The 24508-nt window shown below is 41.0% G+C and carries 17 protein-coding genes; 9 read left to right on the forward strand and 8 right to left on the reverse strand.

Annotation, left to right across the window (positions count from 1 at the left end):
- Nucleotides 1-237 precede the first annotated feature (237 nt).
- Nucleotides 238-1164 (forward strand): LCP family glycopolymer transferase, encoded by a 927-nt coding sequence (locus tag N0M92_RS16505; RefSeq protein WP_260286801.1) that lies wholly within the window; start codon nucleotides 238-240, stop codon nucleotides 1162-1164.
- Nucleotides 1165-1184: 20 nt separating this feature from the next.
- Here N0M92_RS16505 and N0M92_RS16510 read toward each other — a convergent pair whose 3' ends face one another.
- The 3 genes from N0M92_RS16510 to secA form a co-directional block, all read right to left on the reverse strand.
- Nucleotides 1185-2972, reverse strand: coding sequence for an LTA synthase family protein (locus tag N0M92_RS16510; protein WP_260286802.1), 1788 nt, complete (start codon nucleotides 2970-2972; stop codon nucleotides 1185-1187).
- A 244-nt stretch (nucleotides 2973-3216) separates the two neighbouring features.
- A complete protein-coding gene (locus tag N0M92_RS16515) occupies nucleotides 3217-3678 on the reverse strand; it encodes an SLAP domain-containing protein (RefSeq protein ID WP_260286803.1) in 462 nt (153 codons plus the stop codon).
- Complete coding sequence (gene secA, locus N0M92_RS16520; protein ID WP_260286804.1) at nucleotides 3675-6059, reverse strand: preprotein translocase subunit SecA; 2385 nt, start codon at nucleotides 6057-6059, stop codon at nucleotides 3675-3677. The genes N0M92_RS16515 and secA overlap by 4 nt, the downstream gene beginning before the upstream one ends.
- Before the next feature lie 261 nt (nucleotides 6060-6320).
- On the opposite strand from secA, the gene N0M92_RS16525 reads away from it, so the two are divergent.
- From N0M92_RS16525 to N0M92_RS16535, 3 genes are all read left to right on the forward strand, one after another.
- Nucleotides 6321-7754 (forward strand): alkaline phosphatase, encoded by a 1434-nt coding sequence (locus N0M92_RS16525; RefSeq protein WP_260286805.1) that lies wholly within the window; start codon nucleotides 6321-6323, stop codon nucleotides 7752-7754.
- A gap of 164 nt (nucleotides 7755-7918) precedes the next feature.
- Nucleotides 7919-8107: a hypothetical protein gene (locus N0M92_RS16530; protein ID WP_260286806.1), complete on the forward strand. Its 189-nt coding sequence runs from the start codon at nucleotides 7919-7921 to the stop codon at nucleotides 8105-8107.
- On the forward strand, nucleotides 8085-8273 hold the full coding sequence (locus tag N0M92_RS16535; RefSeq protein ID WP_260286808.1) for a hypothetical protein: 189 nt from the start codon (nucleotides 8085-8087) through the stop codon (nucleotides 8271-8273). The genes N0M92_RS16530 and N0M92_RS16535 overlap by 23 nt, the downstream gene beginning before the upstream one ends.
- Nucleotides 8274-8599: 326 nt before the next feature.
- Here N0M92_RS16535 and N0M92_RS16540 read toward each other — a convergent pair whose 3' ends face one another.
- From N0M92_RS16540 to N0M92_RS16550, 3 genes are all read right to left on the reverse strand, one after another.
- Nucleotides 8600-10669 (reverse strand): SpoIID/LytB domain-containing protein, encoded by a 2070-nt coding sequence (locus N0M92_RS16540; RefSeq protein ID WP_260286813.1) that lies wholly within the window; start codon nucleotides 10667-10669, stop codon nucleotides 8600-8602.
- A 257-nt stretch (nucleotides 10670-10926) separates the two neighbouring features.
- Nucleotides 10927-12933: a penicillin-binding transpeptidase domain-containing protein gene (locus N0M92_RS16545; protein ID WP_260286814.1), complete on the reverse strand. Its 2007-nt coding sequence runs from the start codon at nucleotides 12931-12933 to the stop codon at nucleotides 10927-10929.
- A gap of 155 nt (nucleotides 12934-13088) precedes the next feature.
- Nucleotides 13089-14525, reverse strand: a complete 1437-nt coding sequence (locus tag N0M92_RS16550; RefSeq protein ID WP_260286815.1) for a magnesium transporter CorA family protein — start codon at nucleotides 14523-14525, stop codon at nucleotides 13089-13091.
- A gap of 465 nt (nucleotides 14526-14990) precedes the next feature.
- Between N0M92_RS16550 and N0M92_RS16555 the strand changes: the two genes are divergently transcribed.
- A complete protein-coding gene (locus tag N0M92_RS16555) occupies nucleotides 14991-15134 on the forward strand; it encodes a hypothetical protein (protein ID WP_260286816.1) in 144 nt (47 codons plus the stop codon).
- A gap of 28 nt (nucleotides 15135-15162) precedes the next feature.
- Here N0M92_RS16555 and N0M92_RS16560 read toward each other — a convergent pair whose 3' ends face one another.
- Nucleotides 15163-15480 carry a hypothetical protein gene (locus N0M92_RS16560; RefSeq protein ID WP_192207222.1) on the reverse strand — a complete coding sequence of 106 codons (318 nt, stop codon included), beginning with the start codon at nucleotides 15478-15480 and terminating at the stop codon, nucleotides 15163-15165.
- Nucleotides 15481-16021: 541 nt separating this feature from the next.
- Between N0M92_RS16560 and N0M92_RS16565 the strand changes: the two genes are divergently transcribed.
- The 3 genes from N0M92_RS16565 (at nucleotide 16022) to N0M92_RS16575 (ending at nucleotide 22178) form a co-directional block, all read left to right on the forward strand.
- Nucleotides 16022-16915, forward strand: coding sequence for a helix-turn-helix domain-containing protein (locus tag N0M92_RS16565; RefSeq protein ID WP_192207223.1), 894 nt, complete (start codon nucleotides 16022-16024; stop codon nucleotides 16913-16915).
- Between the two features lie 672 nt (nucleotides 16916-17587).
- A complete protein-coding gene (locus N0M92_RS16570; protein WP_260286817.1) occupies nucleotides 17588-19213 on the forward strand; it encodes a hypothetical protein in 1626 nt (541 codons plus the stop codon).
- Nucleotides 19206-22178 (forward strand): DEAD/DEAH box helicase, encoded by a 2973-nt coding sequence (locus tag N0M92_RS16575; protein WP_260286823.1) that lies wholly within the window; start codon nucleotides 19206-19208, stop codon nucleotides 22176-22178. The genes N0M92_RS16570 and N0M92_RS16575 overlap by 8 nt, the downstream gene beginning before the upstream one ends.
- 148 nt (nucleotides 22179-22326) lie before the next feature.
- Here N0M92_RS16575 and N0M92_RS16580 read toward each other — a convergent pair whose 3' ends face one another.
- Nucleotides 22327-22935, reverse strand: a complete 609-nt coding sequence (locus N0M92_RS16580; RefSeq protein ID WP_260286824.1) for a LysE/ArgO family amino acid transporter — start codon at nucleotides 22933-22935, stop codon at nucleotides 22327-22329.
- Between the two features lie 124 nt (nucleotides 22936-23059).
- Between N0M92_RS16580 and N0M92_RS16585 the strand changes: the two genes are divergently transcribed.
- Nucleotides 23060-24505 (forward strand): aminotransferase-like domain-containing protein, encoded by a 1446-nt coding sequence (locus N0M92_RS16585; RefSeq protein ID WP_260286825.1) that lies wholly within the window; start codon nucleotides 23060-23062, stop codon nucleotides 24503-24505.
- Nucleotides 24506-24508 lie beyond the last annotated feature (3 nt).

Raw genomic sequence — 24508 nt, forward strand, 5'->3', positions numbered from 1 at the left:
TCATAGTTTCTCTATCTCCGGGTTATACAATTTACAAAACATTCGAATGATTTGCCAACGAAGGAATTCGGTTTCTCTAGAATCCTTCGTTTTTTTGGATGAAAAAAGGTAAATATGCACTCTAAGTACAAAAAGAAACTATTCTATTTTTGACAAAAAAAAGGTATAGTTAAAAATACCGACTAGGTACTTTTTCACACCTTCCATTTTGTGGGATGGTTAAGGGAGGAATATTAGATGAGATCCGAACATAAAAAAAAGAAAAAGAAACGCAAAACGTTTAAAATAATCGGCTTCACCCTTCTTATCCTTTTCATTGGCGCAGGTGTTTATGGCGCTTCCGTTTATCAATCATTGGCCGGTGCGATCAGCACCATGCAGGGTACAGCCCATAAAACGGATAAGCGAGTAGAGGACATCAAGTTCAAAAGCAAAGATCCATTTTCATTACTAATTCTTGGTGTGGATGAAAGAAAGAATGACTCAGGTCGATCAGATACGATGATTGTCATGACGGTTAATCCTAAAAAGGAATCGATTGAGTTATTGAGTTTACCGAGAGATACCCGTACGGAGATCATCGGTAAAGGTACAACCGATAAAATGAACCATGCCTATGCATATGGCGGAATTGCCATGTCGATAAATACAGTGGAAGCCTATTTGGATATTCCGATTGATTATTACGTCAAAATGAATATGGAAGGCTTTCAGGATATTGTGAATGCTGTTGGTGGTGTCACAGTCGATAATGATATGGACCTTGCCTATAAAGGATATACCTTCAACAAAGGCACAATCGACTTAAATGGTAAAGAGGCCTTGATTTATTCCCGAATCCGTAAAGAAGATCCCCGCGGGGATTATGGACGGCAAATGCGGCAACGCCAGGTTATCCAAGCTGTCATGAAAAAAGGGGCAAGCCTTTCAACTCTTACCAATTATGACGATATATTCGAAGCTCTAGGTAAAAACGTAGAAACTAATTTAAGTTTCAATGACATGTTAAGTATCCAAAATAACTACAAATCATCCCTCAAAAATATTGAACAATATACACTTGAAGGTGACAATCAACGGGTAAACGGCATTTGGTACAATATCGTTCCAGAAGAAACAAAGCTAGAAGCCCAAAATCGTGTGAAAGCACATCTGGGATTATAATGGATGGAGGATGACTTTTATCAGTCATCCTCTTTTTTTACCTTTTTCCCAATTGGTTTAAAGTAATCTGAACGTATCACTTGATCACTCAGTTCGATCTCCTTTTGGTCTTCAGATGAAAAACCATCGACCTTGCCTTCCCCATTTATTTTCATTTGAGAACCATAATCCCCTTTCAATATCAAAGCATCGCCCTCATCGCCATTCAGCATGCTCTCTCCAAAGTACGAAGAACTCTTAATATTGAACAGATCATATAGAGTTGGCAGAATATCGATTTGGCCCGCTACCTTATCAATCGTTCTTCCTTCCATACCCTCCTGATAAATGATCACGGGAATGGGCATATATTTTTCAATCCACTCTTCATCGCTAATTTTACTGCCGTAATACGCTTCAACCTCGTGTTTATCTTTTAAAAATAGGCCATCATGATCTCCGTATATGACAATCACGCTGTCTTTCATTTTCCCGTCATCCTTCAACTTCTTTATGAAATCCCCGATGGCTGAATCTGTATAATGAATCGCTTCAAAATATTTGGTCAGGTAACTGTTCTCTTTTCCAGCTTCAGACTTCAATGTTATCTGTTCTTTCGGCAGTGAAAAAGGTACATGGCTGGTCAAAGTAACGAAAAAGGCGTAATAGGGATTTCGTTTATCTTTTAAGAAATCATAGCTTTGATTGAAGAAACTGCGGTCTCCCAAGCCCATCGAAATCATCTCATCCTGCTGCATATCCTCTATGGAAAGATAGTCATCAAACCCTAACGAGGGATATGCATGCTGCCTATTCCAAAAGTCTTCTTCATCTCCGTGGAAAGCAAAACTTTGATAATCCGACTTCTTTAATTCCTTAGCTAGACCTGGAAAATCATTATAAGGGAATCGAAAAAAGGTCGCACCTTGCTTTAAAGGAAATAGACCGGTATTCACGATAAGTTCTCCGTCAGATGAATTTCCAAATACCGTCTGTGGATATACATTCGGGAAGTACAATCCCCCTTTCGCCAGTTCATTCATGAATGGCGTGACCTCCTGCCCGGCACTGCTTTGAAATAGCGGAAACGACTGTAAAGATTCCACCTGGATGATAATCAGGTTCTTCCCCTCCAAGGATCCGGAATGGACATTTTCCTCTCCTTTCTTTTTATTGAAGTAATCAGAGACAGCTTTCTTTTCTTCCGAGGACATTCCATGCCTTCCCGAGTCAATAAAATAGGCATATGTATCCAATGCGTGATGACCGATAGGACCCCAGTTTCGCAAGAAGGTATTCGCCTCATAACGCCGGGTTATATCCACTTTGTCGAAAAAGATATTCTTGACCGGCTTTAATCCTGCTATCATCAGGAATATTACGACCGGCACTAGTGCCATATGCTTGAGAGGGTATTTTTTCTTTACAAATGATTCAGCAATTGGGATGCCTGCCAGAAGAAAGATTGCATCCTTCATTTCCATCATACTGAATATACTTTCACCTAGCCCATTCAGATTGCTTTTTTGCATCCACATATAGGAAGTTAAAGGTGTCGAATAATAACGATAAAACCAGATGTCCCCAAGGAAAAAGACCATGATCGAAAGAAGGAAAACTGAAAAAATGATGCCCTTTACGATTCGGTTCGTTATCCATTCCTTCAAATAAACAATAAAACCGGCAACACCGATGATTATCGTAATGATTCCAATAGAAAGATCGTTACCCATCCTATCATTCGTATAAGTGAAAAGTATGGCCACGATTGAAAATGACAATATCTCAAATAGCCTCTCCTTCAATCGTTGATTCAGGTTATTCTTCATGCTCCTGCCACTTTCCTCTTCATTATTTCCAAGCCTTAGTAATGCCTGATTGCGGAAGATTACTTATAAATATTACTTAGCGTTGCCATTTATGAGAAATTGCACACAGAAAACAGCATAAATATTTGGCACTAATGACTTCCCTAATAAACAAAAAGCCTTCATCCCTAAAAGGATGAGGGCTTTGCTTTGGCACTCCGGCAAAAAAGCTGCAGATTGCCGCTAGACTCATGCTGTTGTTTTCCTACTTTCCCTTCCATTCAAAAGCAATCTTCCAACCTTCATCAGGAATCGATTCCGCCAACATATCTTCTTCCTCGAATAAGAAACGCCATGGCATGCATGAGAGTGCTGGAATCTCACCAAGCTCTGTAAGATCGAATGTCTTTTTTGCGAGGAATTTTCCATCTCCATCAACTAACAGTAAATCCACGATATCAAACCTGACAGCTTTCTCTATTGAATTTCGCAGAAAAGCCACTATGATTACATCATCTTCCACCCTGGTCAGCTTGATGCCTGATATTGAAATTTGGTTCGGTTTTAATGCAGGCAGCCTTTTATGGTGGAATTTATATACATATTCCTCTTGCTTGGAAATTTCCCACCCTTTGTGAAACATCAGGGCAGTATGAATGGTGTCATCCTGATTTAATAACTCATGTACATCTGAAGCTGCATTATCCCTTTTTCCAAATAAACTCATCGTTCCTCACCCTCCAAAGCAGCTGCATCTTCCCGATTGCTTTTCATATATTCCATAAAACGGATGCTTATCTCCGACTCAATTTTACTTAATAGAAGGTTGAATTGATTGAGAGCCGCTTTTTCAAACAGTGTATATGGGTCCTGCTGACCATATCCGCTTAAACCAATGCCTTCCTTCAGACTGTTCATTTCATCTAAATGGTTCATCCAACTTGTATCAATATGCTGCAGCATGAAAGCACGCAACTGGTTTCCCCATTCTGCATCATTTTGAAAGATCATCAGCCTCAGTCTCGATTCCAATTCACCTAAAGCATCCAACGCTTTTCCTTCAATTTGATCTTCTGGATCCTGAAAATCACTTGCCTGCCAACCTAACGACAGGAAAACATGGGAAAGCTCTTCAATATAGGCATGGGGATCAGGTTCAACCATATGTTCAGGATAATATTTCACTGTGAGCCGAGTAATATATTTTTCGATATATTCAAGTAAAATGGCCGGTATCCTTCCAGGCTCCATATCAAGTATCCGATCTCTCATTGCATAGATGATTTTACTCTGCTCATTTAATGAATGTTCTAACTTCAATAGATGGTAACGGCTTGATTGATGCATCTGCTCTACCGTTTCCTGAACCATTTTAACGAATTTATCAGGTGCAGGGCTTAGCACCAATCCATTTTCATCCGTTTTGATTTTCTTGATATAACGCCCGATTTCTTCTTCATCATAGTAATCAAACAAATCATCTTCCAAAGAAATGATGAATTGTGTTGAACCAGGATCACCCTGCCGGCCGGAACGTCCTCTTAGCTGCATATCGATCCGGCGGCTTTCGTGCAGCTCCGTACCGATAATATGAAGGCCGCCCAATTCCTTGATATCATTCGCAAGTAATATATCCGTTCCTCTCCCAGCCATGTTCGTAGCCAGCATCACTTGATTTTTTTGCCCGGCATTCGCGATGATTTCCGCTTCATCCGCTTCCGTCTTCGCATTAAGGATTTGATGTTTGATATTACCCTTCTTTAGTTGAACTGAAATTTTTTCAGATTGCTCAATGGAGGTCGTCCCGATCAGAATAGGTCTGCCTCCATCATGAATCCGTTTTACTTCCGAGACGATTTTGTTGATTTTACTAGTTTCATCTTTATAAATCAAATCAACCTCATCAACTCGAATGATGGGCTCATTAGTTGGAATTTCAATGACGGGGAGCTGATATATTTCCTGAAATTCAGACTTTGATGGCATGGCACTGCCTGTCATCCCCGACATTGAATGATATAATCGAAAATAATTTTGGATGGTAATCATGGCCTGTGTTTCATTCTCTTCGGAAATCTCCAATCCCTCTTTTGCCTCAATCGCTTGATGAAGCCCATCACTGAAGCTTCTCCCTTCCATCACCCTGCCTGTGAATTTATCGATGATTGCAACTCTTCCATCGATGACAATGTAGTCCGCATCCAATTTCATGATTGCATGGGCTTTTAGCGCCTGTGTAACATTATGTAATAACTCTTGATGTTCCATTCCATACAGATTGTCGATACCAAAGGCCTCTTCAATCTTGGCAGACCCTTGATCCGTAAAATAGGCAGACCTTGACTCGCTGAAAATCTCGTAATCATCATTTTCTATAAATGTCTTCATGATTTGTGCCGTGATTTGGTAAAGCTCGGTTCCGTCGCTTGCCCTGCCCGCAATGATTAATGGTGTCCTCGCTTCATCAATCAAGATGCTGTCAATCTCATCAACGATAGCAAATCGGTGTCCTCTCTGAACCTTTCCTTCTCTTCGGTACACCATATTATCACGCAAATAATCAAAACCGAACTCTGTTGCCGTTCCATACGTGATATCTGCGGCATACGCTTCACGTTTTGCGGAAGGCCCCATTTGGGAAATGTTCAAACCAACCGTCAACCCTAGAAATTCATGAATTTGTCCCATTAACTCCATATCACGTCTGGCCAAATATTCATTGGCCGTAATGATATGGACACCATTACCGTACAGTGCATGTAAATAGCTAGGCAAAGTAGAGACAAGCGTCTTCCCCTCGCCCGTATTCATTTGTGCGATGCCCCTTTCACTCAGGACAAAACCGCCTGCAAGCTGAACATCATGGTGCCTAAGATTCAATACTCGTTTAGAAGCCTCCCTCACGACCGCAAAAGCATCTGCTTGTATATCCAATATATTGTCACCAGTATCCAATGCGCTTTTAAATCTATCCTTCATTCCGCTTAATTCCAGATCTGAATAACTTTCATATTTACCCTCTAGCCGATTCACATCTTCTACCAACTTATAAATTCTCTTTAAGTCTTTAGAACCTTCTTTGAAGAACTTTTTCATACTGGATAGCATAGGGTTTTCTCTCCTATTAATTCAATTGCACTTTAGTGAAATTATATCAGTTAAATACTTACTGTTTGTTAATTATCACCTTCATATTGTAATTATATAGAAATCCTTTCTTTTTTTGAAAGATAAATTACGTAAAAAGCGGCTGGATGCCCTTCCATTAAAAGCGCTAAAAAAATTAACTCCATCCTGAAATTCTGGGAGGGGATTTTTTATCGATTTAAACAAATAATAGGAAGACTTTCAACCACTGGAGGATTACAGATGAATAGCACAAGCAGAAAATTCATTCATAAACTTGCACAGCCGCGTCACTTTGGATTATTCGTTCTTATATTTTGCTTTATTTACATGAGCTCCCCTATTCAAGCAGAGACAAAAAACACCCCCAAGAATGTCATATTGCTGATTGGCGACGGCATGGGGGTAGGGGCCATAGAGATTGCCCGGCAATTGGAATATGGAAAGACAGGTGTTCTACATTTGGAACAACTGGAGCATGTTGCCCTGATGCACACGTATTCCGCCAATAATTTCGTCACTGACTCAGCTGCCGGAGGGTCCGCGATTGCCACTGGTATAAAAACCAACAATGAATCAATCGGTGTCGATGCCAATGGTTCCGAGGTGGATAGTATATTGGATGCGTTTCAGAACGATGGAAAAAAAGTGGGGATCATCTCAACCAATATGGTAGTCGATGCCACACCCGCTGCCTTCGGTGCAAGTGTTCCTAACCGCTGGACAGGTGGCGCAAATATCGCGAGGCAGCTATTTGATAACCGAATCGACGTCATTCTCGGCGGAGGTGCCAGCTATTTCAAGGCGGATAAGCAGAATGGCGAGGATTTAATCGCTAAATTTAAACAAGCTGGATATGGGTTTACGACGACGAAAGAAGAACTGTGTTCCATTAATAAACCGGAAAAACTTTTAGGGTTATTTCACCCTACCTATATGAATTTCAAACTGGATAAAGAAGTATTACATTCTCAAGAGCCATCCCTGCCCGAAATGACAGCCAAAGCACTGGATATTTTATCAAGGGGTGATAAAGGATTTTTCTTGATGGCAGAAGGTGCGCGTATTGACCATATGGAGCATGCAGCCGATATCACCGGAATATGGAAAGAAACGATCGAATTTGACCAAACCGTGAAAGAGGTAGTAAATTGGGCAAAAAATCGAAATGATACATTGATTGTTGTACTTGCAGACCACGAAACAATGGGGACCTCCGCTTCTGAAACAATGGATATCACCGCATTGAAAAAAATCAAGGTTTCATCTGAATATATGTCCAAACAGCTTACATTCGATAAAAATAATGAAATCAATCCAGAAAGTGTCGTTTCCACATTCAAAAAGTATGCACATATATCCCTTACGGATCAGGAAGTCGATCAATTCATCGATAACGTAAAAAAGAATAGAACGCTTGTCTATCGACAACATCAAATCGATTGGGAAATCGGAAGCACCATCGCCAGGCACCATAAGGCGGGTGTAGCTGATCGAAGCATACGGGCGGCCAGTTCCACAGGAGGGCACACAGCCAATATGATTCCCGTTTTCGCCTCTGGTCCAGGAAGTGAAGCCTTCGATGGAGTCCTAGAAAATACGGATATTTCGAAAATCATCACAAAAGCCGCCGATGTTCCGTTCACTCCCGGTCAGCATAAAACAAAAGAGGAATGAATACATTCATTCCCCTTTTAAAATTCTATCTCATACACTCGATTTTTTTTGGTAGGCATTTCTATTGAAATCCGTTAACTCAAAGTTTTGGCGAGTATACTCCGAAGTTTTGGTGAGTATACTCGTGAGTTTGTACTTTACTCGTGAGTTTGGTGGGTTTACTCGTGAGTTTGCACTTTACTCGTGAGTTCGATGCATTTACTCGTGAGTTTGAGGCATTTACTCGTGAGTTTGGCGCATTTACTCGCGAGTTTGTGCCTTTTACTCGTGAGTTTGATGCATTTACTCGTGAGTTTGATGCATTTACTCGTGAGTTTGAGGCGTTTACTCGTGAGTTTGCGCTTTACTCGTGAGTTTGGCGCATTTACTCGTGAGTTCGATGCGTTTACTTGTGAGTTTGAGGCGTTTACTCGTGAGTTTGTGCCTTTTACTCGTGAGTTTGGCGCATTTACTCGTGAGTTTGTGCCTTTTACTCGTGAGTTTGATGCATTTACTCGTGAGTTTGCGCTTTACTCGTGAGTTTGTGCCTTTTACTCGTGAGTTTGATGCATTTACTTGTGAGTTTGAGGCGTTTACTCGTGAGTTTGCACTTTACTCGTGAGTTTGGCGCATTTACTCGTGAGTTTGTGCCTTTTACTCGTGAGTTTGCGCTTTACTCGTGAGTTTGTGCCTTTTACTCGTGAGTTTGCGCTTTACTCGTGAGTTTGATGCGTTTACTTGTGAGTTTGAGGCGTTTACTCGTGAGTTTGCTCCTTTTACTCGTGAGTTTGCGCTTTACTCGTGAGTTTGGTGAGGAATCTAAATATCTTTATACAAAAAGACGTCATAATTGACGTCCTCCTCATTCATTTTTTTACATGTTTTTTTAATACATACCCAATTTGGCTTCCCTTTTTCACTTTATACCATTCATCTTGTTGAGACAGGATCGTTACGGCTTGGTCCCTGTATAGAGTCCCGACCGTTTCAGAGGATGCGTTTTTATTTTCTTTCATATATAATTCGCTTGCTGTCACTATTCCCGTGGTCTTCCTAATGGAGATTTTCGTTGAAATGGATTTCTGGTTTTCACTCTTATCCTTAGCGGAGATTGTCATCGTAAACATCCCGTTGGACATATTTTTGAAATCCCAGGTTGCCGATTGCCTGCCTTTTTTGAACTGCCTTTCAGAAAGGATGCCAACAACCTTTCCTTTACTGTTCTTAATTGCCACTGTTACATTTGCGTTTTCATTGATCGTATAGGTTATGTTCGCTTTCTCGGTACTATAATCACCCGATGTATTGACATCGGTTATTTTCGGTGCCGATGTATCTTTACTGATCTTAATCGCCATCGTGTCCAAACCTTCAATCCCGCTTCGGTCCATTGCTGATATTTCTGCTTCATATGTACCGTTACTTACCGCTTTTGTGTTCCAGATTGCTGAATGGGTACCCTTTTTCATTGTTTGGTCACGGACTGGGGTAGCTATGGCTTTCCCTTTACTATTTTTAATCGTGAGTGTTACCACTGCATCTTCTTTTAGGGAGTATGTGATTCCAACCTCATCATTTAAACGATCCGTCATCGCTTTCATGTTTACTGAATTCTGTTCCGACTTTACGACAAGTTCCGTTTTAGATCCAGCACCTGGTCCATTTTCCTTTTCTATAGTTGTGTCAGGATAATAAAACCCCAAAATCTCTTGATATGATTGGCCTGCCTCCGCTCTGTTTTTCGCTCCAAACTGACTTAGTCCTACACCATGCCCATATCCTGATCCTTTAATGGAAATTTTGGCAGGATTGGTAGATGAATGGTCAACCAAATAGCTTTTCATCACCTCTTGCCCCACCATGCCCCTGATTTTGGAAGCCGCGACATTAGTAAACTTAACCGTTTGCTGCAAAAGTTTCCCCCTGTCATCAACGAGATCCCTTACATAGAAATTCAGTTGGATGGAGCCTTTCGTTACACGGCCTCCCGTTTTTTCATCTGTAAATGTTAACAAGGGAATATCCGTTATTTTAATATCTTTATTCGCATATCCATTATTCTTCAGCCAAACCTTCAGATTTGGCACAACCGTTTTATCTTTTTCCTTTACACTTGCCCACCATTCTTCCGGTTTAGATAAATCCATTTTTGAAAGGTCGATTTGCTGTTTGTCCAGCATTATCTCCCAATTGGTTTTCGAATCATAGAGATCTTCTTTTATAGATAAATATTCAAGGGGGGTGCCACTTGACCAAACATTTGAATTCAATTCGGTCATTCCTCCATTGCTTGAGGAAAAAAACGCTTCGATTATTTCACCATCATGTTTGATTACCATGCCCTTTGTCTGTTCAATGGCTGAATTAGTTCGATAGTGACCGGCAGCCCCCCCATATACTTGGCAAGAAACTGTATCATCAATTATTGTGGATTGATGGCGAAGTGCATAAGTCCGGGCGGCAATCGCCTGTGCTTTTAAGGCTTCGGCATGCCATAGTGCGGGCATCTCCAGCGGGACAACGCCCTTTAGATAATCTTCCATATAAACATGATTGATTGGCCGGATGTAACCATTCTCCGCTGTAAAGGTAAATGAGCCAAGATACGGACGGCCGTTTATGGACAATGAAGCATCAGGTTTAACTGGAATTGCCTTAAAGGAAGCATAAGATCCCGTTTTCTTAAAACCTTTGTATACGGCAAGTTTAGCCGACTCCACTTTCAAAGTCAGATTTTCACCCGCTCTAATGAATATCTCTCCCCCTGAAGTACGGTAGTCCCCGGTTGCCGTTATTTTGACACTGGTTCTATTCCCCAAATAATTCTTCAGTTTCACTTCCATCGTTGTATTCTCTTCCGCTGCCGTTGCTTCATGAGAAGGAAATGTAAAAAAAATGATAAAGAAAGCGATAAACAAATACCTTAAACTTCTCATTGCTTTTCATCCTCATCCCTATTCTATTTATCTTTAGCATGGGTAATGGCCTGGAAGATGTCACTGCTGCAGAAATCGGATCCCGCTTGCGTGTACTCTTTTTACATTCTGTATGTCCGACTCATTATCCTTCAAATCCAGTTTTATTGTCTTAACAAAATGGAATCCTCAACGTGTAAAAAAATAAAAGCAGGACATGGAAGAAACCATGTCCTGCTTTTTAGTGGTAAATGCTTGCTGCATTTTCACCCGCTTCTTTACTTCAAATACTTTTTCAACACCGGTTTCATATGATCGATAACGACATGGCTGCCGCCTCGTCCTTTTACATCTTCCATCATCCATGCCATGAGAAGTTCCGGGTCTTCTGTATCCATGGCAACAAACCAGCCATTTTCTGTTCCGTCGGCATTTTTGGATGCCTTGATTTCGGCAGTTCCCGTTTTAGCAGCGATTTTGATGCCAAGATCATCTATTCCATGTCCGCTTCCTTTAGGATGTTCCACCACTTGTGTCAGCATCTTGGTGACTTGATTTGCTTGGTCTGCTGATATCGCATGTTCTTTCCATATTTTCTTTTCTGTTTTATCTCCTGTTATTAACGAAGGTGTCAGGATGTTTCCTTCATTCAAGAAGGCTGAATAGGTCATGGCGAGATGTAGCGTGCTCATTTGGACTTGCGCTTGACCATATCCTGCATCCGCCAAGCGTCCCTCACTGTCGATCTTACCGATGCTCGATGCTTTGATCGGATAATCGTAGTTCAAAGACTCATCAAATCCGAATGCCTTGAGTCCATTTGTGAATTTTTCCTTTCCAAGCCCCAAAGCCTTTTGGGCAAAGTAAATATTGTCTGAATAAATTAATGCCTTTTCCATATCGATTGGAACACCGGGGTCCGCCACCCTTGTAATGGAATGATCTTTCCATGTTGATTTGGCCCACGTTTTCCCTTGGATATTGATCGAATCTTTCGGATCCACACCATTTTTCAGAGCGATAGCCGCAGTGATGGCCTTAATGGTTGAACCGGGTGCAAACGTCGAACTGAAGCGGTTCAAAAGTGGTTTGTCCGGGTCTTCCTCAAGCGCTTTTTGTTCCGCCTTTGTTATCCCGAAAATATATTTATTAGGATCGAATGACGGACTTGAAACAAGTGCAAGCGTTTCGCCTGTCTTCGGATCAATTGCCGATGCCGATCCAGTTTCGTTCTTATATTGCTCGAAGATATCTTTTTGAAGCTCGGCGTCGATGGTCAAGGTAATTGTTTCTCCCTCTTTAGCAGGCTTTTCAGCAATTACTTTTTCTTCGCCATCTTCGGTTTTAATAAAGATTTTACCTCCAGGTTCACCTTTAAGCCGCGCTTCCAACACTTCCTCAAGACCTCGCTTGCCAATAACGTCACTTGCGGTATAACCTTTTCCTTTCAATTTCTCCAGATCTTCCGCAGATGCCTCACCGACATATCCAATTAGATGGGCAGTAGCCTCTTTATACGGATATATACGCTCTTCCGTATTATTGACAGATACACCGGCAATGTTCAATAGCTTTTCCAAGGTTGCCGTATTATCATTTGACATCTTCTTGATGGGCACGAAATAGCTTGGCTTTACCCATGATTGTTTTAATTTCTGATTCACTTCGTCGGTGGACATTTTGAGGATTCCAGCGACCTTTTTAACCGTTTCGGATTCGTTGGCCATTTTCTCTGGCACGATTCCCACTTCTGCCACCGTTCCATTCATGGCAAGGCCGCGTTCATTTCTATCGACAATTTCGCCGCGAATGGCTGGATACGATTCAACCGATACCTTCTCCCCAGCTTCCAATTGAGGGAATATATAGCTTTCATCCCACTTGATGTACCAATTTTCTTCCTCGCCTTCCCCTTCCTTGACAAGTGTCGCTTTATGGTCAGAGCTGACAGCACCAGCCATAGTGGACATGTCAACGGTATATGAAAGGCTTACCTTTTCTCCATCTTTATGCTTTTTCTCTTCTTTAGGCTGTTTATAGTCCACCTTTAATTGGTCGGCTTCTATGCCCGTATAGATTTTTTCATAACGCTTCGCAAATTCATCCGCACTGATTTCTTTCTTTGTCTCAGGCGACAGATACTCGTACATCTTCGCAAAATCCTGTTTATTCCAAAGCTTCGTATATGCCGCAAAGCGATCTTCCGGACTTGGCTCATCCGAGCATCCGGCCAGGAACAATACGCTCATCAACAATAAGCTGGAAACTAAAGCTAGTTTCTTCATGATTTCCTCCTAATGAATAGTTAGAATGATATACCTATAGTTTAGCAAAATATTAGGGGAATGGGGGATTTTGCATTCCGAATTTCTTAATTTTTCTAGTTGACCATGTTTTTTCTAAAACAAAAGTCCTGTACATAGTGTACAGGACTTTTATATTAAAGCATTCTTTTTTTTCGGCTTTTTTTCTCTTGCAGCCATTTTTTCAAAAAGAAAAAGCCCAAGATGGCCGAGATGACCAGACCGCTTGTCGTAACAATGACAGCTACCCATTCGTATAGGGTGTAATCCATATAAGCTTTCCACGGCAATTTCCCTTTCCAATCTTCAATATATAGATTCATTCCGAATATCCCGGAAACCACCGTATAGATCGTTAGTATTTGCAAGAGATAATTACTGCTTTTCCCAGACAGTTTATCCTGATTTTGATAAAGATAGGAAAGTGTTTCCTTCACTTCCTTGTAGAGAGCGGCAATCCTGAAGGCTTCATCCGTTTTTTTGAATAGCTCTTTACCGATTGACGTACTATTAACTTCAGTGAATAAGTACTTTGCAGAAAACTGAGTGATCATGAAAATCAGCTGTTCCGTATTCGTCTGATCTTTTTCCACATCTATCTTGGAATGTTCATGGGACAATTTTAGCAGTACGATTTTATAATAGAAGAAAAGCAACACTGTATAAAAATGCTGGCCATACATTTCGCTTGCCAGTTCCTGCTCCAGTTTACCTTTAGCTTTCGTGACACACGCAAAATGATACATGCTAGTTATATAATAGGTTTCCTTGCCCCACCTGTCGTATACCCTTTCTTGATAATACTTGTCTATATAATCGGGGTTTAATGCGCCTATATATGGCTCACCATCATTGTCATACCCGTTCAGCTCACTGATGCGGAATAAATCATTTTTAGTAATATCACGATTCTCAGGGAATGCAGTATAACTGATCACGTACATTCTTTCATCGATGAAGAAGGGTAAACTTCCAAAATATGTAGGGTTGCTTTGTTCTTCATCCATATATTCCTCAATTGGCGGCAATAGTTCATTGAAAATGAAATCCTTCACCTGTTCATACTGATTTTCCCGACAGCTTACTTTCGTTTTTTCTTCATCATCAGCGATCGGTTCGAGGATTCGGAATGTATCGCCAAAATAGAGCACATCATCATAAGAAAGCCCCTCAGGCAAAGTAATGCGAAGGTTCATCATGCCAATATGAAATGGGCATATGAAAATATCTATAGAGTTGATAATAAATGGGGTATTTAGATAGGGTGATTCGAAGGTACAATCAATATCCAGTTTTTTCGTAAAACGACGCAAGCCTTCCTTCTGTTTTGCATTGCCTGGAAATAAAATCGGCTCGATGTAAGGCATGAAATACTTTTCCAATTTACGGTGAGAAACATTATGGCCACCGTAATATTGATTTTCTTGTTCCATATCTTTCAAATTCAAAAAAACGAAATTGTCCTTAAACAACTTTTCCACAAACTTTTCAATCATCTTTCCTTCAAGCGCAAATGGAAAAATGTACTGCTGGAAAGTTCGCTTAATGGGATCATTTTTCATTTTCACATACATATAATATATTCCTCCGATTAAACTGCTGAAAAAAAGGTTTAATTCATCTTATTTCTTATAATTACCCATGTATAGACAAACAAAACGAAACATATTATAGAAATAAAGTGGACAAATTGCCCAAATAAAAAAATCCCCCAAGCAAGTCCTCGGGGGCCATCGAAAAGAGTTCTTCAACCCTCTTCACTTTAGGGTACTAGAAACTGATGTTTCTAATGAAAAATCCGATATTCGGGTCATTTTAGCATTTATTTAAAGTATGAGAAAACACGAAATTCCTCCATATTCAGGCAATACAACTTGTTATTACCCTATTAATCCTTATATACAGTGATTCGCAGAAGAAAATATAACTATAGGAATAATTATGTAAATTTTTTGTTCATTATTTTTTCTCTTTATCATGAAAATCATGTTTTAACTAATGAGAAACGGGTAAATAAAAAAAAGCAAAGGAGAGACATCATGAAATCCGATAGCAATAAACAACACTTTAAATTTTTTGAAAGAACAAATAACGCTAAACCAAGTGAACGGAAGCAAATGAGCGATTTCATCAAAAAGAAGATGAATACTCAAAACTCTCATTTAAATGGTAAAAACTCATGACGGGTTGTATGTCATGAGTTTTTATCGTTTAAAATGCGATTTCATTTCCCTTAAGGTTGTGCTTTACACATTTCTTGATACCGATTACATTCAAAAAATGTTTGATTTTCTTCATCGAGGTTGCCTGATATTCATCTGCAATGGAAAACTCTTTAATATAAGCGATTTTTTCTTGTATATCTGTATCTATATGATCTTGGCTGTATTCTTTTTGATCTGACTTTTTGCATGTGTATACCACTGCTTCACCAATATTCCTGGTGGCCTTATCAAAATAAAAAGAAAACACAATGGCACATTCATCATCGTAAAAAGAGGGCTGAATCTTCATATTAATATCCATCATTAACCTTACACCTCTCTCCGTTTTGTTATTTACACTATAACAAAATCATTAAAGGGAAATAGGCGTTACAAACTACGCTCACGTTTCTTCCGCACCTACCAAATGAATCTTACACCCCCCATTCATAGATAATTATAACTACAGGAATATGCGCAAAAGAATAATCATTTAATAATAAAAAAAACATCTTCTAATGAAGATGCTTGAATGATTGAAGGGATGCTCCATTACTTATTTATATAAACCTGGAAGTTCTGCGTAAAGGCCTGGTAATTCGCTTGGGACAATAACAAAAGCAGCGATGATAAGAAAAGATACGACTAATGCTTTAGTACTTTTTTTCATAGGTCATTCCTCCTTTTCTTTTAAAAAAATATTGGTTAAAATAGAAATTAATTCTATAGTTATATTTAACCACACTTCTAAAAACCATATATTTCGACTAAAGATTCTATTTAAACCGTTCAGGACCTGTACATACCGCTTTCACCGATTTTTCATGACAAAATATAACTCTAGGCATATTTTAAGGAGAATCAAAATGGATTTTTTTGCAGTTGGACAAAAGATCAAAGAGCTACGTAAACAAATCGGGCTTTCCCAGGAAGAGTTGGCATCCGGTATTTGTACACAAGCACAGATAAGCAAGATTGAAAAAGGCGATGTCTATCCATATGCATCCACCCTCTACTTAATTTCCCAACGTTTAGGCGTTGATGTAAACTATTTTTTCGATATTGGAATGACCCCTAGGCTGGATTACGTTGAAGAAGTGATTTATCAATTAAAAATAGCCAGGAGAACCCGTAATTACGAGGAAATGCAGCAAATTGTAAAGGCTGAGGAAAACAGTCCCCTCTTTCTTCAGAATAAAAAGAATCATCAATTGATTCTTTGGCACAAGGGAATATACGAATATGAAAAAAATAAAGATTTAGATAAAGCCATCGAATTCATTAATCAGGCCATCGCCATTACTCATACGACCGACAAAATATATTCTGAACGGGAGCTTGAAATCTTAAGCAGCCTTGGTGTAATGTATGTTGCCGAAGAACAGTACGAAAATGCATTTGCCTTGTTAAGGAAAGCTTTGGATCACTTGAAAGCCCTACCCTTTTTGACGGATAAAACGCTAAAGACACGCCTATCCTATAATTTTGGCAGAGTGTTAACACGCCTGGTCCGATACGAAGAGTCCATTGCCTGCTGCCAAGATGCCATAAAGTGGTGCCTCGAACATGATCAATTATATGCTTTAGCTGATTTACACTACCATTTGGGTTACAATTTTGAACTTATAGGTAACTTTGAAGAGGCAAAAGAGTACTTGGAAAAGTCAGCGTTTCTATTCGATTTACAAAAAAATCATACCTTTGTTACATTCATCAACAAAAAGTTGGATAGTTGGAAGAACGAAATGAAAATAAACTAATTCTATATTTTTGGCCATTCCCTCGGGAATGGCTCCAGACTGGCAAACTCGATGAAAGTCGAGTTTTTCTACATTTTTTTTAGGAATGTACAATTTGAACGTTGCCTCCAGCTCCCTCTCCAGTCAACTTTGTATTAACTTTTATAGAGAACCCCATTTGCCTGCAAACTGAGCCATTCATCAGGAATATGTATAATTTCACACGTATCATTTTCAAAACCTCCATTCAACATTTTAAATTCCAAGCCAAAATGAAGTATAATAAAGAGATGCTTCAAAAAACGCACCTTTAAAAAAGGTTTCCGCCCCTCATCAATTAGTTTTGTGAAGCGTGATGAGGATGAAGGATTTCAGGCATGGTTAATGTTAATGCCAGTTATTCCTGTTTATATCCGAACCGCTTATATTCAAGGGGATTTTTGACGATATTGACTTTTACAGGGTTATTATGAATATACGGCTAGAAGCAGTGATGCCTTGTTCGATTAACTGGATTAGAACGTAAAGAGAACGGCCATGGAAAAAGCCCGCCAATCAATCTCGGGATGTAATATATGCAAGGCCCAAGAATAACCAAGGGCAGGATTACGATATGTTAAAGAACTGATGGTTCATGATCATACAAAAAATATAAATTTTGGTAAACAGGGCTTGTCCCTGAAGGAGGAGAGTATGGAGCGGGAGTTGTTGTTAGTTGGGGAGCGGCTGGCGGAATTTTTGGAGGCCGGGGATCCGGAAGATTCGGATGTGGTGAATCAAGGGCTCCAGTTATACCGTCAGGGGCTCGTTGATATTAAAGAAGAAGCGGCGGACACGATTGCGGCTGAGGTACAGGATGGGACACGCTTTAAGGCCAGGCTGAATCTGCTCTTCCCTCAGGATGGAAGCTGTACATGTGATTCAAGGTTCATATGCCGGCATCAAATGGCCGTTTTCTTTTCTGCATATTCTGAACACGCTAGTGTTTCCGAATGGCTGAGTGAATGGAAAGCGCCAAAAAACACCTCAACTGCCCAAGCACTGCAGCAGGTTAAACGGGCAAGTGAATTACTTAAGCAGGCGGCGGGGAATTCCATCACCTTAGATAAAAGCTACCCATCATGGAAGCAATTCGTCCATGATGCCTTTTCGGAACATATCGAGCCTCATATAGGCGAGGCTACTTATATGATTGAAAATCATATACAAACTTACTTTAAACGCTTAAGCTCAAAAGCTCCAATGGAAAGGGAATGGAAGTTGCTTTATCATTTCGTTACGCAATTTTGCACGATGCAGCAGACACTGAGAGTTATTCAGCTGCATAAAAGTGAGACTCAAACGATCAGGGTCTTTTATGCACTTGCCGTCGACCTGGCAGAAGAGCTGCATGAATCGGTACAGCCGCTTAGCAGGCAAGCGAGGCCCTTCGCCTTTGATCCCTTCGTTTTCAGCATCAAGGAAGATGTAGCTAAACTACTGGATGGAGGAGAAGGCCTGGAATACGAAAAGATTGACCTCTACCGGGAGATATGGAGCTACTTGTTCTCCAACTCCTCATGGCGTAAAGAGGAACTGGAACGAATCAATAAGGAACTTCCCGACAAGTATATGGGCACTACAGAGAGGACGTCCTATTCCCTCGCAGCCATTCACCTATCCCTTTTGGAGAACCATGATAAACAAGCGATTGAGCTTCTTCATGAATTGAAGAAGGAAGCCTGTCCATACATTTTTTATTGGCTGAATCTCCTGGCTGAATCTGACAACCGGTCACGTGCCATCCCTTTCATTGAATTCATCAATCATAATGTCCAGGAATTCCTTGCCGGTTTATCCGATTATTACAAGCGGGTAGATTTCGTCCGAACGTTCACGACTTTAATTAATAGTTGCTGTTATAAATTAAAACGGACCGATTTGCTTGAGAAATTTTACAGGGCCACCCTTCCGCACAGCTATTGGAACTATGCAAATTTCCTTTTTGAACAAGGACAATATAAAAAATGGGTGGAGATGCATATTTACTCGGAAATCAGCATTGACTTAATCAGCAGTGAATCCATCAAAGAAGTGGTTTCAAAAGAACCGGAACTAATCCTGCCCCTTTATTATCATGCGGTCCAGGAAAAGGTTTCTTTGAAAAACCGGCCTGCTTATAAGCAAGCTGTCCGTTATTTGAAAAGGATGCGCACCATCTATAAAAAGAGCAAAAAGGAAGACGTATTCGATCGTTATATACTTTATGTAGCAGATTCAACCAAACGGCTTCGCGCTTTCCAAGAAGAACTAAAAAGGGGTAAGCTTATCGATGTTTAATCCAGGGAAATTAAAAATCAAAATAGCGGCTCTCGAAAACGGAACCTACGCCCTTGGTGTCGTCAATGAAGAGAATACCTTCCTCACTACGAATTATATACGCAGGCTGTTATTCAACTGGGATGACGCAAGCTTTTATGGTACCAAAATGACTACGGATATAGTGGATGGAAATCAAGTATTCATTCTTGACGCTTGGGGACTTCTCAACTTTTTTGCCAGGGAAAGCTTTAACTCCTTCATAGAATGGGAATGGTCCGAGTTATCCTCCCTCTGCCTTTCAGCAGCGCCCGTTCTACATGAATCCATTGAAGCCGGAATCCCCGTACCGGATTTCACTAATCTTCAGTTGGACTCCATCGGCTGGAAGCTGCCGGAAGAAGTGGAAGAGGAATTCGTCCCTTCCTTTTGGGAAGAAGAAATATCTTTGGATCTCCCTTCACCTGAGCTGGAAACCAACCGTACTTTTATCGAAAAGTGGTATAACGGTGCCGCTAATATGTATTTAAAAAACTATTCACCCATGCAGCATAAATGGAGCGAGGCCGTCGGGGCATTAAAGGATACACGACTTTCTCCCGAAGAATTGCAAGCCTTTTTTGACAAAGACAGCTGGCAGGAATGGCTCGGTACCGTTCCTGATCCCAAGCCATTCACTATAGGTCTCCGCTTAACTGAGCCTCCTGATGGCAATGGGCCTTGGATACTCGATGTTACCCTTCGTTCAAAAAGGGATGAGAATATCATTGAAACATATACAGGAAAAAAACTGCCGCGCGGCTGGAATAAGTATGCAAGTGAAGTGGTGCGTGCTACGAAACGCTGGCAGCTCGTCGTGCCATGGCTTGGGGAAAATGGCCGTCTGAAAAGGGAAATTTCGGAAACGGATGCATGGGAATTCTTGACCGATGCAAGCGAAAAGCTCCTGTTTCTTGGCGTCGAAATTCTCCTTCCATCGTGGTGGCTTGCCTTGAAGGAGTCCTCATTGAAGGTCAAGGCGAAAGTGAAGAGCCAATCGAACCGCGGCCCGTCTTATGTCGGGTTAAAAGCTTTAATGGACTTTGATTGGCGGTTCTCATTAAATGGCAAAGAGCTCACCGAGGCCGAGTTTGAGGAGCTCGTCAATGAAAAAAGGCGGCTTGTCTTCATCCGCGGCCAATGGGTCAAGCTTGATCCAGCTTTCATTAAACAAATTCAGGAGCTGATGGAAACAGCTAATGAAAAAGGCATCCAATTGACTGACTTGCTGCAACAGGAACTGTTGAATGGCATAAATGAAGATGGCGATGACGATTCTGAAAACGACGAGATGCTCAGGATTCAATTTGAATTGAACCAGGAGCTCCGTAAAATGGTTGGAAGACTCCGGGAAACCAAAAACATTTCCATCCTGCCAGTCCCTAATGCACTTCAAGGTGATTTACGCCCCTATCAAAAACTGGGCATGAGCTGGCTCCTTTTTTTAAGGGAGCATGGTTTTGGTGCTTGTCTAGCCGACGATATGGGACTTGGAAAAACCGTCCAGATGATCGCCTACCTACTTCATGTGAAAGGCAAGGAAGGAGCCGGTAAAGAGCTCCCCACTGCCCCCAGGGATAAACAAAAAAGTGAACCGATCATTGTTGAAGAGGATAGCAGCACAGAGAGCAGTGATGAGGCTGAGATCATTGCCACTGCCCCCGAATCCGTCTCTGTACAATCGGCGCTCATCGTCTGCCCGACATCGGTCCTGGGCAACTGGCAAAAGGAATTGGAGAAATTCGCACCATCACTTAAAGTTCACCTTCATTACGGATCGAATCGTGCTAAAGGTGAAGCATTTACTAAACTGGCAGCCGATCATGATATTGTCTTAACATCATATGGACTGACCCACCAAGATGTGGCTGAACTGACCACCATCCATTGGAGCAGCGTTATCCTTGATGAAGCGCAAAACATCAAGAATGCCCAAACAAAGCAATCCAAAGCGGTCCGCAAGCTAAACGGCAGACATCATATCGCCTTATCGGGTACGCCGATGGAAAACCGTTTAAGTGAGCTGTGGGCGATTTTCGACTTCATCAACAAAGGTTATCTCGGAACGCTAGGTCAGTTTCAGGAAAAATATGTGGCGACCATTGAGCGTGATGAACAGAAGGATAAAATCAAGGAATTGCAGCGTTTGATACAGCCCTTCTTGCTTCGCCGTACAAAACGCGATAAAGAAGTCGCCCTTAATCTTCCGGATAAGCAAGAACAAAAGGAATTCGTTCCGCTTACCACCGAGCAAGCATCGTTGTATGAACAACTGATAAAAGATACATTCACTGATATCGAACAACTGTCTGCCTTTGAAAGAAAAGGCATCATCCTCCAGATGCTGAATAAGCTCAAGCAGCTTTGCAATCATCCAGCTCTTTACTTAAAAGAGACGGAGAAGGAAAACATCATGAAGGCACCTAACCGATCAGGTAAACTCGAGAAACTGACCGAGATTATCGATGCTGTCCGCGAACAGGATGAAAGCTGTCTCATTTTCACACAATATATCGGGATGGGCAATATGATTAAAGAATTGCTGGAAAAACGATATGGCTTTGAAGTGCCATTCCTGAACGGGAGTGCGAACAAGAAACAGCGTGATGATATGATCACCCGTTTCCAAGATGGGGAATTCCCCATCTTCATACTCTCGTTGAAGGCAGGAGGCACTGGACTTAATCTTACAGAAGCTAACCACGTGATTCACTATGATCGCTGGTGGAACCCGGCTGTTGAGAATCAAGCCACCGATCGTGCTTACCGAATAGGGCAACAGCGTTTCGTTCACGTTCATAAGCTAATCTGCACAGGGACCCTGGAAGAAAAAATCGACCAGATGCTTGATAAAAAGCAAGCCCTGAACGACGAGATCATCAGCAGTGACAACTGGATCACCGAACTTTCCACAGAGGAGATCAAGGACTTGGTTGCTCTTCAATAACCCACTCTCACGATATGAAGATGAATGAGGGCGGCCGTCAGCTTATCAGGACAAAAAAAGGGAGAATGCATATATGATATGCATTCCCCTTTTTTTATACATAAGCGTCCTGTAACTTTAAATCCTGGTTCGAATACGTTTATCTGATTCAAAAAAGCGATTTCACCATATAGAGAGCTGTGATCCAAATGATGATTGCAGAAATTTTATTTAATATTCCAAGGAATTTCCCGGATGTATCAACCTTTTTCAGCAATCGCCCCGCAAGACATAATCCTTGGAACCAGCACCATGACACAAAGATGCACGTTATGGTGAATATCATTTTATCTTTCCCAGAATAAACAAGGGAGCTCGAACCGATTACACCTATCGTGTCCAAGATTGCATGCGGATTCAGTAACGAGACTGATAAAGTAAACACAATTTGCTTTTTGGCCGACATCTGCATGGATTGGGCACCTGACTGTGAATTCGGTTTGGCAAACCAAATCTGAAAACCCATATACAATAAAAATATAACTCCGATTATGATTAATGTAAGGCGCAACCAATCATATTGCATCACAACCAACGAAACACCTAAAATAGCTAACAGAATGAGCACTGTATCACAAATTGCAGCTGTGATCGTTGCTGGCAATGCTTTTTTTATTGTAGGTTGGATTGCACCTTGATTAAAGATGAATACATTTTGAACTCCCAACGGAAGTATCAGCCCTAATGCCAATAATAATCCATGAAAAAATGGCCCCATACGAATACCCCCTCCCCTCATATTCAGTATAATGAAAACAACAAAGGAATTAACCATCCAATTGGTTGGTTTTCAAACCAACCAATTTATAATGAATATAGAACATGAAAGGAGTGGTTTTCGCATGTTCATCGAATGGAGACCAAACCGGGCTTCCGACCAATCACTTCACCAACAAATAGCGGATTGGGTCAAACAACAAATTACACGAGGTGAATGGCCGGTTGGTACTAAGCTTCCATCACAACGCTCATTGGCCGACTCATTTGGTGTAAACCGAAGTACCCTCATCACAGCCATAGATGAGTTGATTGCAGACGGATTATTGGAAACTAAGATTGGATCCGGCACATTCGTTTCAAATAATACATGGAATGTGCTCGTCTCCAGCAAACAGCCCGACTGGAAAAACTATGTCCGGAATGGCCTTCATGAGCCCAATTTAAAAACGATTCAGGACATTAATCAGTATGAAACGGATACCGCCATCATCAGATTGGGGACGGGCGAACTATCTCCAGCTCTATTGCCTACAAAACAAATCGAAAAGACGTTGCGATCCACTTCTTTTGATGCCCACTCATTAGGTTATTCCGAACCAAAGGGTGATAAGAGACTTCGCCAATGTATAAGTGTTTATTTAGAAACAAAAGGGATCAACGCAAGTCCCAGCTCCCTCATGGTCGTTTCTGGCGGGCTCCAGGCACTCCAGTTGATTTCAGTTGGTTTACTTCAAAGGGGATCGTTGATTTTACATGAATCCCCTTCCTATTTAAATTCCGTTCACCCTTTTCAATCTGCGGGCATGCAATTAGTAGGTTTATCAATACAAGGCAGGGAAAGTATTCCGACACAAATAAAGCGCATCAATGGAAGGAAGAAAGCGTCACTATTTTATACTGTTCCAACGTTTAACAATCCAACAAATACTACATGGACAAAAGAAGAAAGACTAAACCTCCTATCACTGTGCAAAAAAGAACAGATTCCGATTATTGAAGATGACGTATATAGTGATTTGTGGTTTGAAAAGGAACCGCCGCCTCCTTTAAAATCCCTTGATGCAGATGGCCTTGTATTGCACATTGGCAGTATGTCCAAAACATTGAGCCCCGGATTGCGTATCGGATGGATTGCTGGCCCGATAACTGTAATTGAACGTTTAGCGGACATTAAAATGCAAATGGATTACGGTTCCAGTGCCCTTTCCCAACACCTTGTGGCAGAATGGTTAGCAAATGGTCAATATTCAAGGCATTTAGAGTGGCTAAGGCATGAGCTGATAGATCGCAGAGATTTTACATTGACCCTTCTCGATCAATATTTTAAGGGACTGGCTGAATGGCAAATACCTCAAGGCGGATTTTATATATGGTTAAAATTATGTAAACCCATCGTGAATCCAAACCTTTTCAAGCTAGCTATAAAGGAGAACATACTTCTTAATCCGGGATACATATACGAACCAAATAACCATACACATATACGGCTTTCCTATTCATACGCTTCGAAGGATCAATTAGCTTATGGCATCCAAACCCTTTCAAAGATCATTCGGCGGATGGTTTGACAT

Source organism: Peribacillus aracenensis, assembly GCF_025175645.1.
GTDB lineage: Bacteria > Bacillota > Bacilli > Bacillales > DSM-1321 > Peribacillus > Peribacillus aracenensis.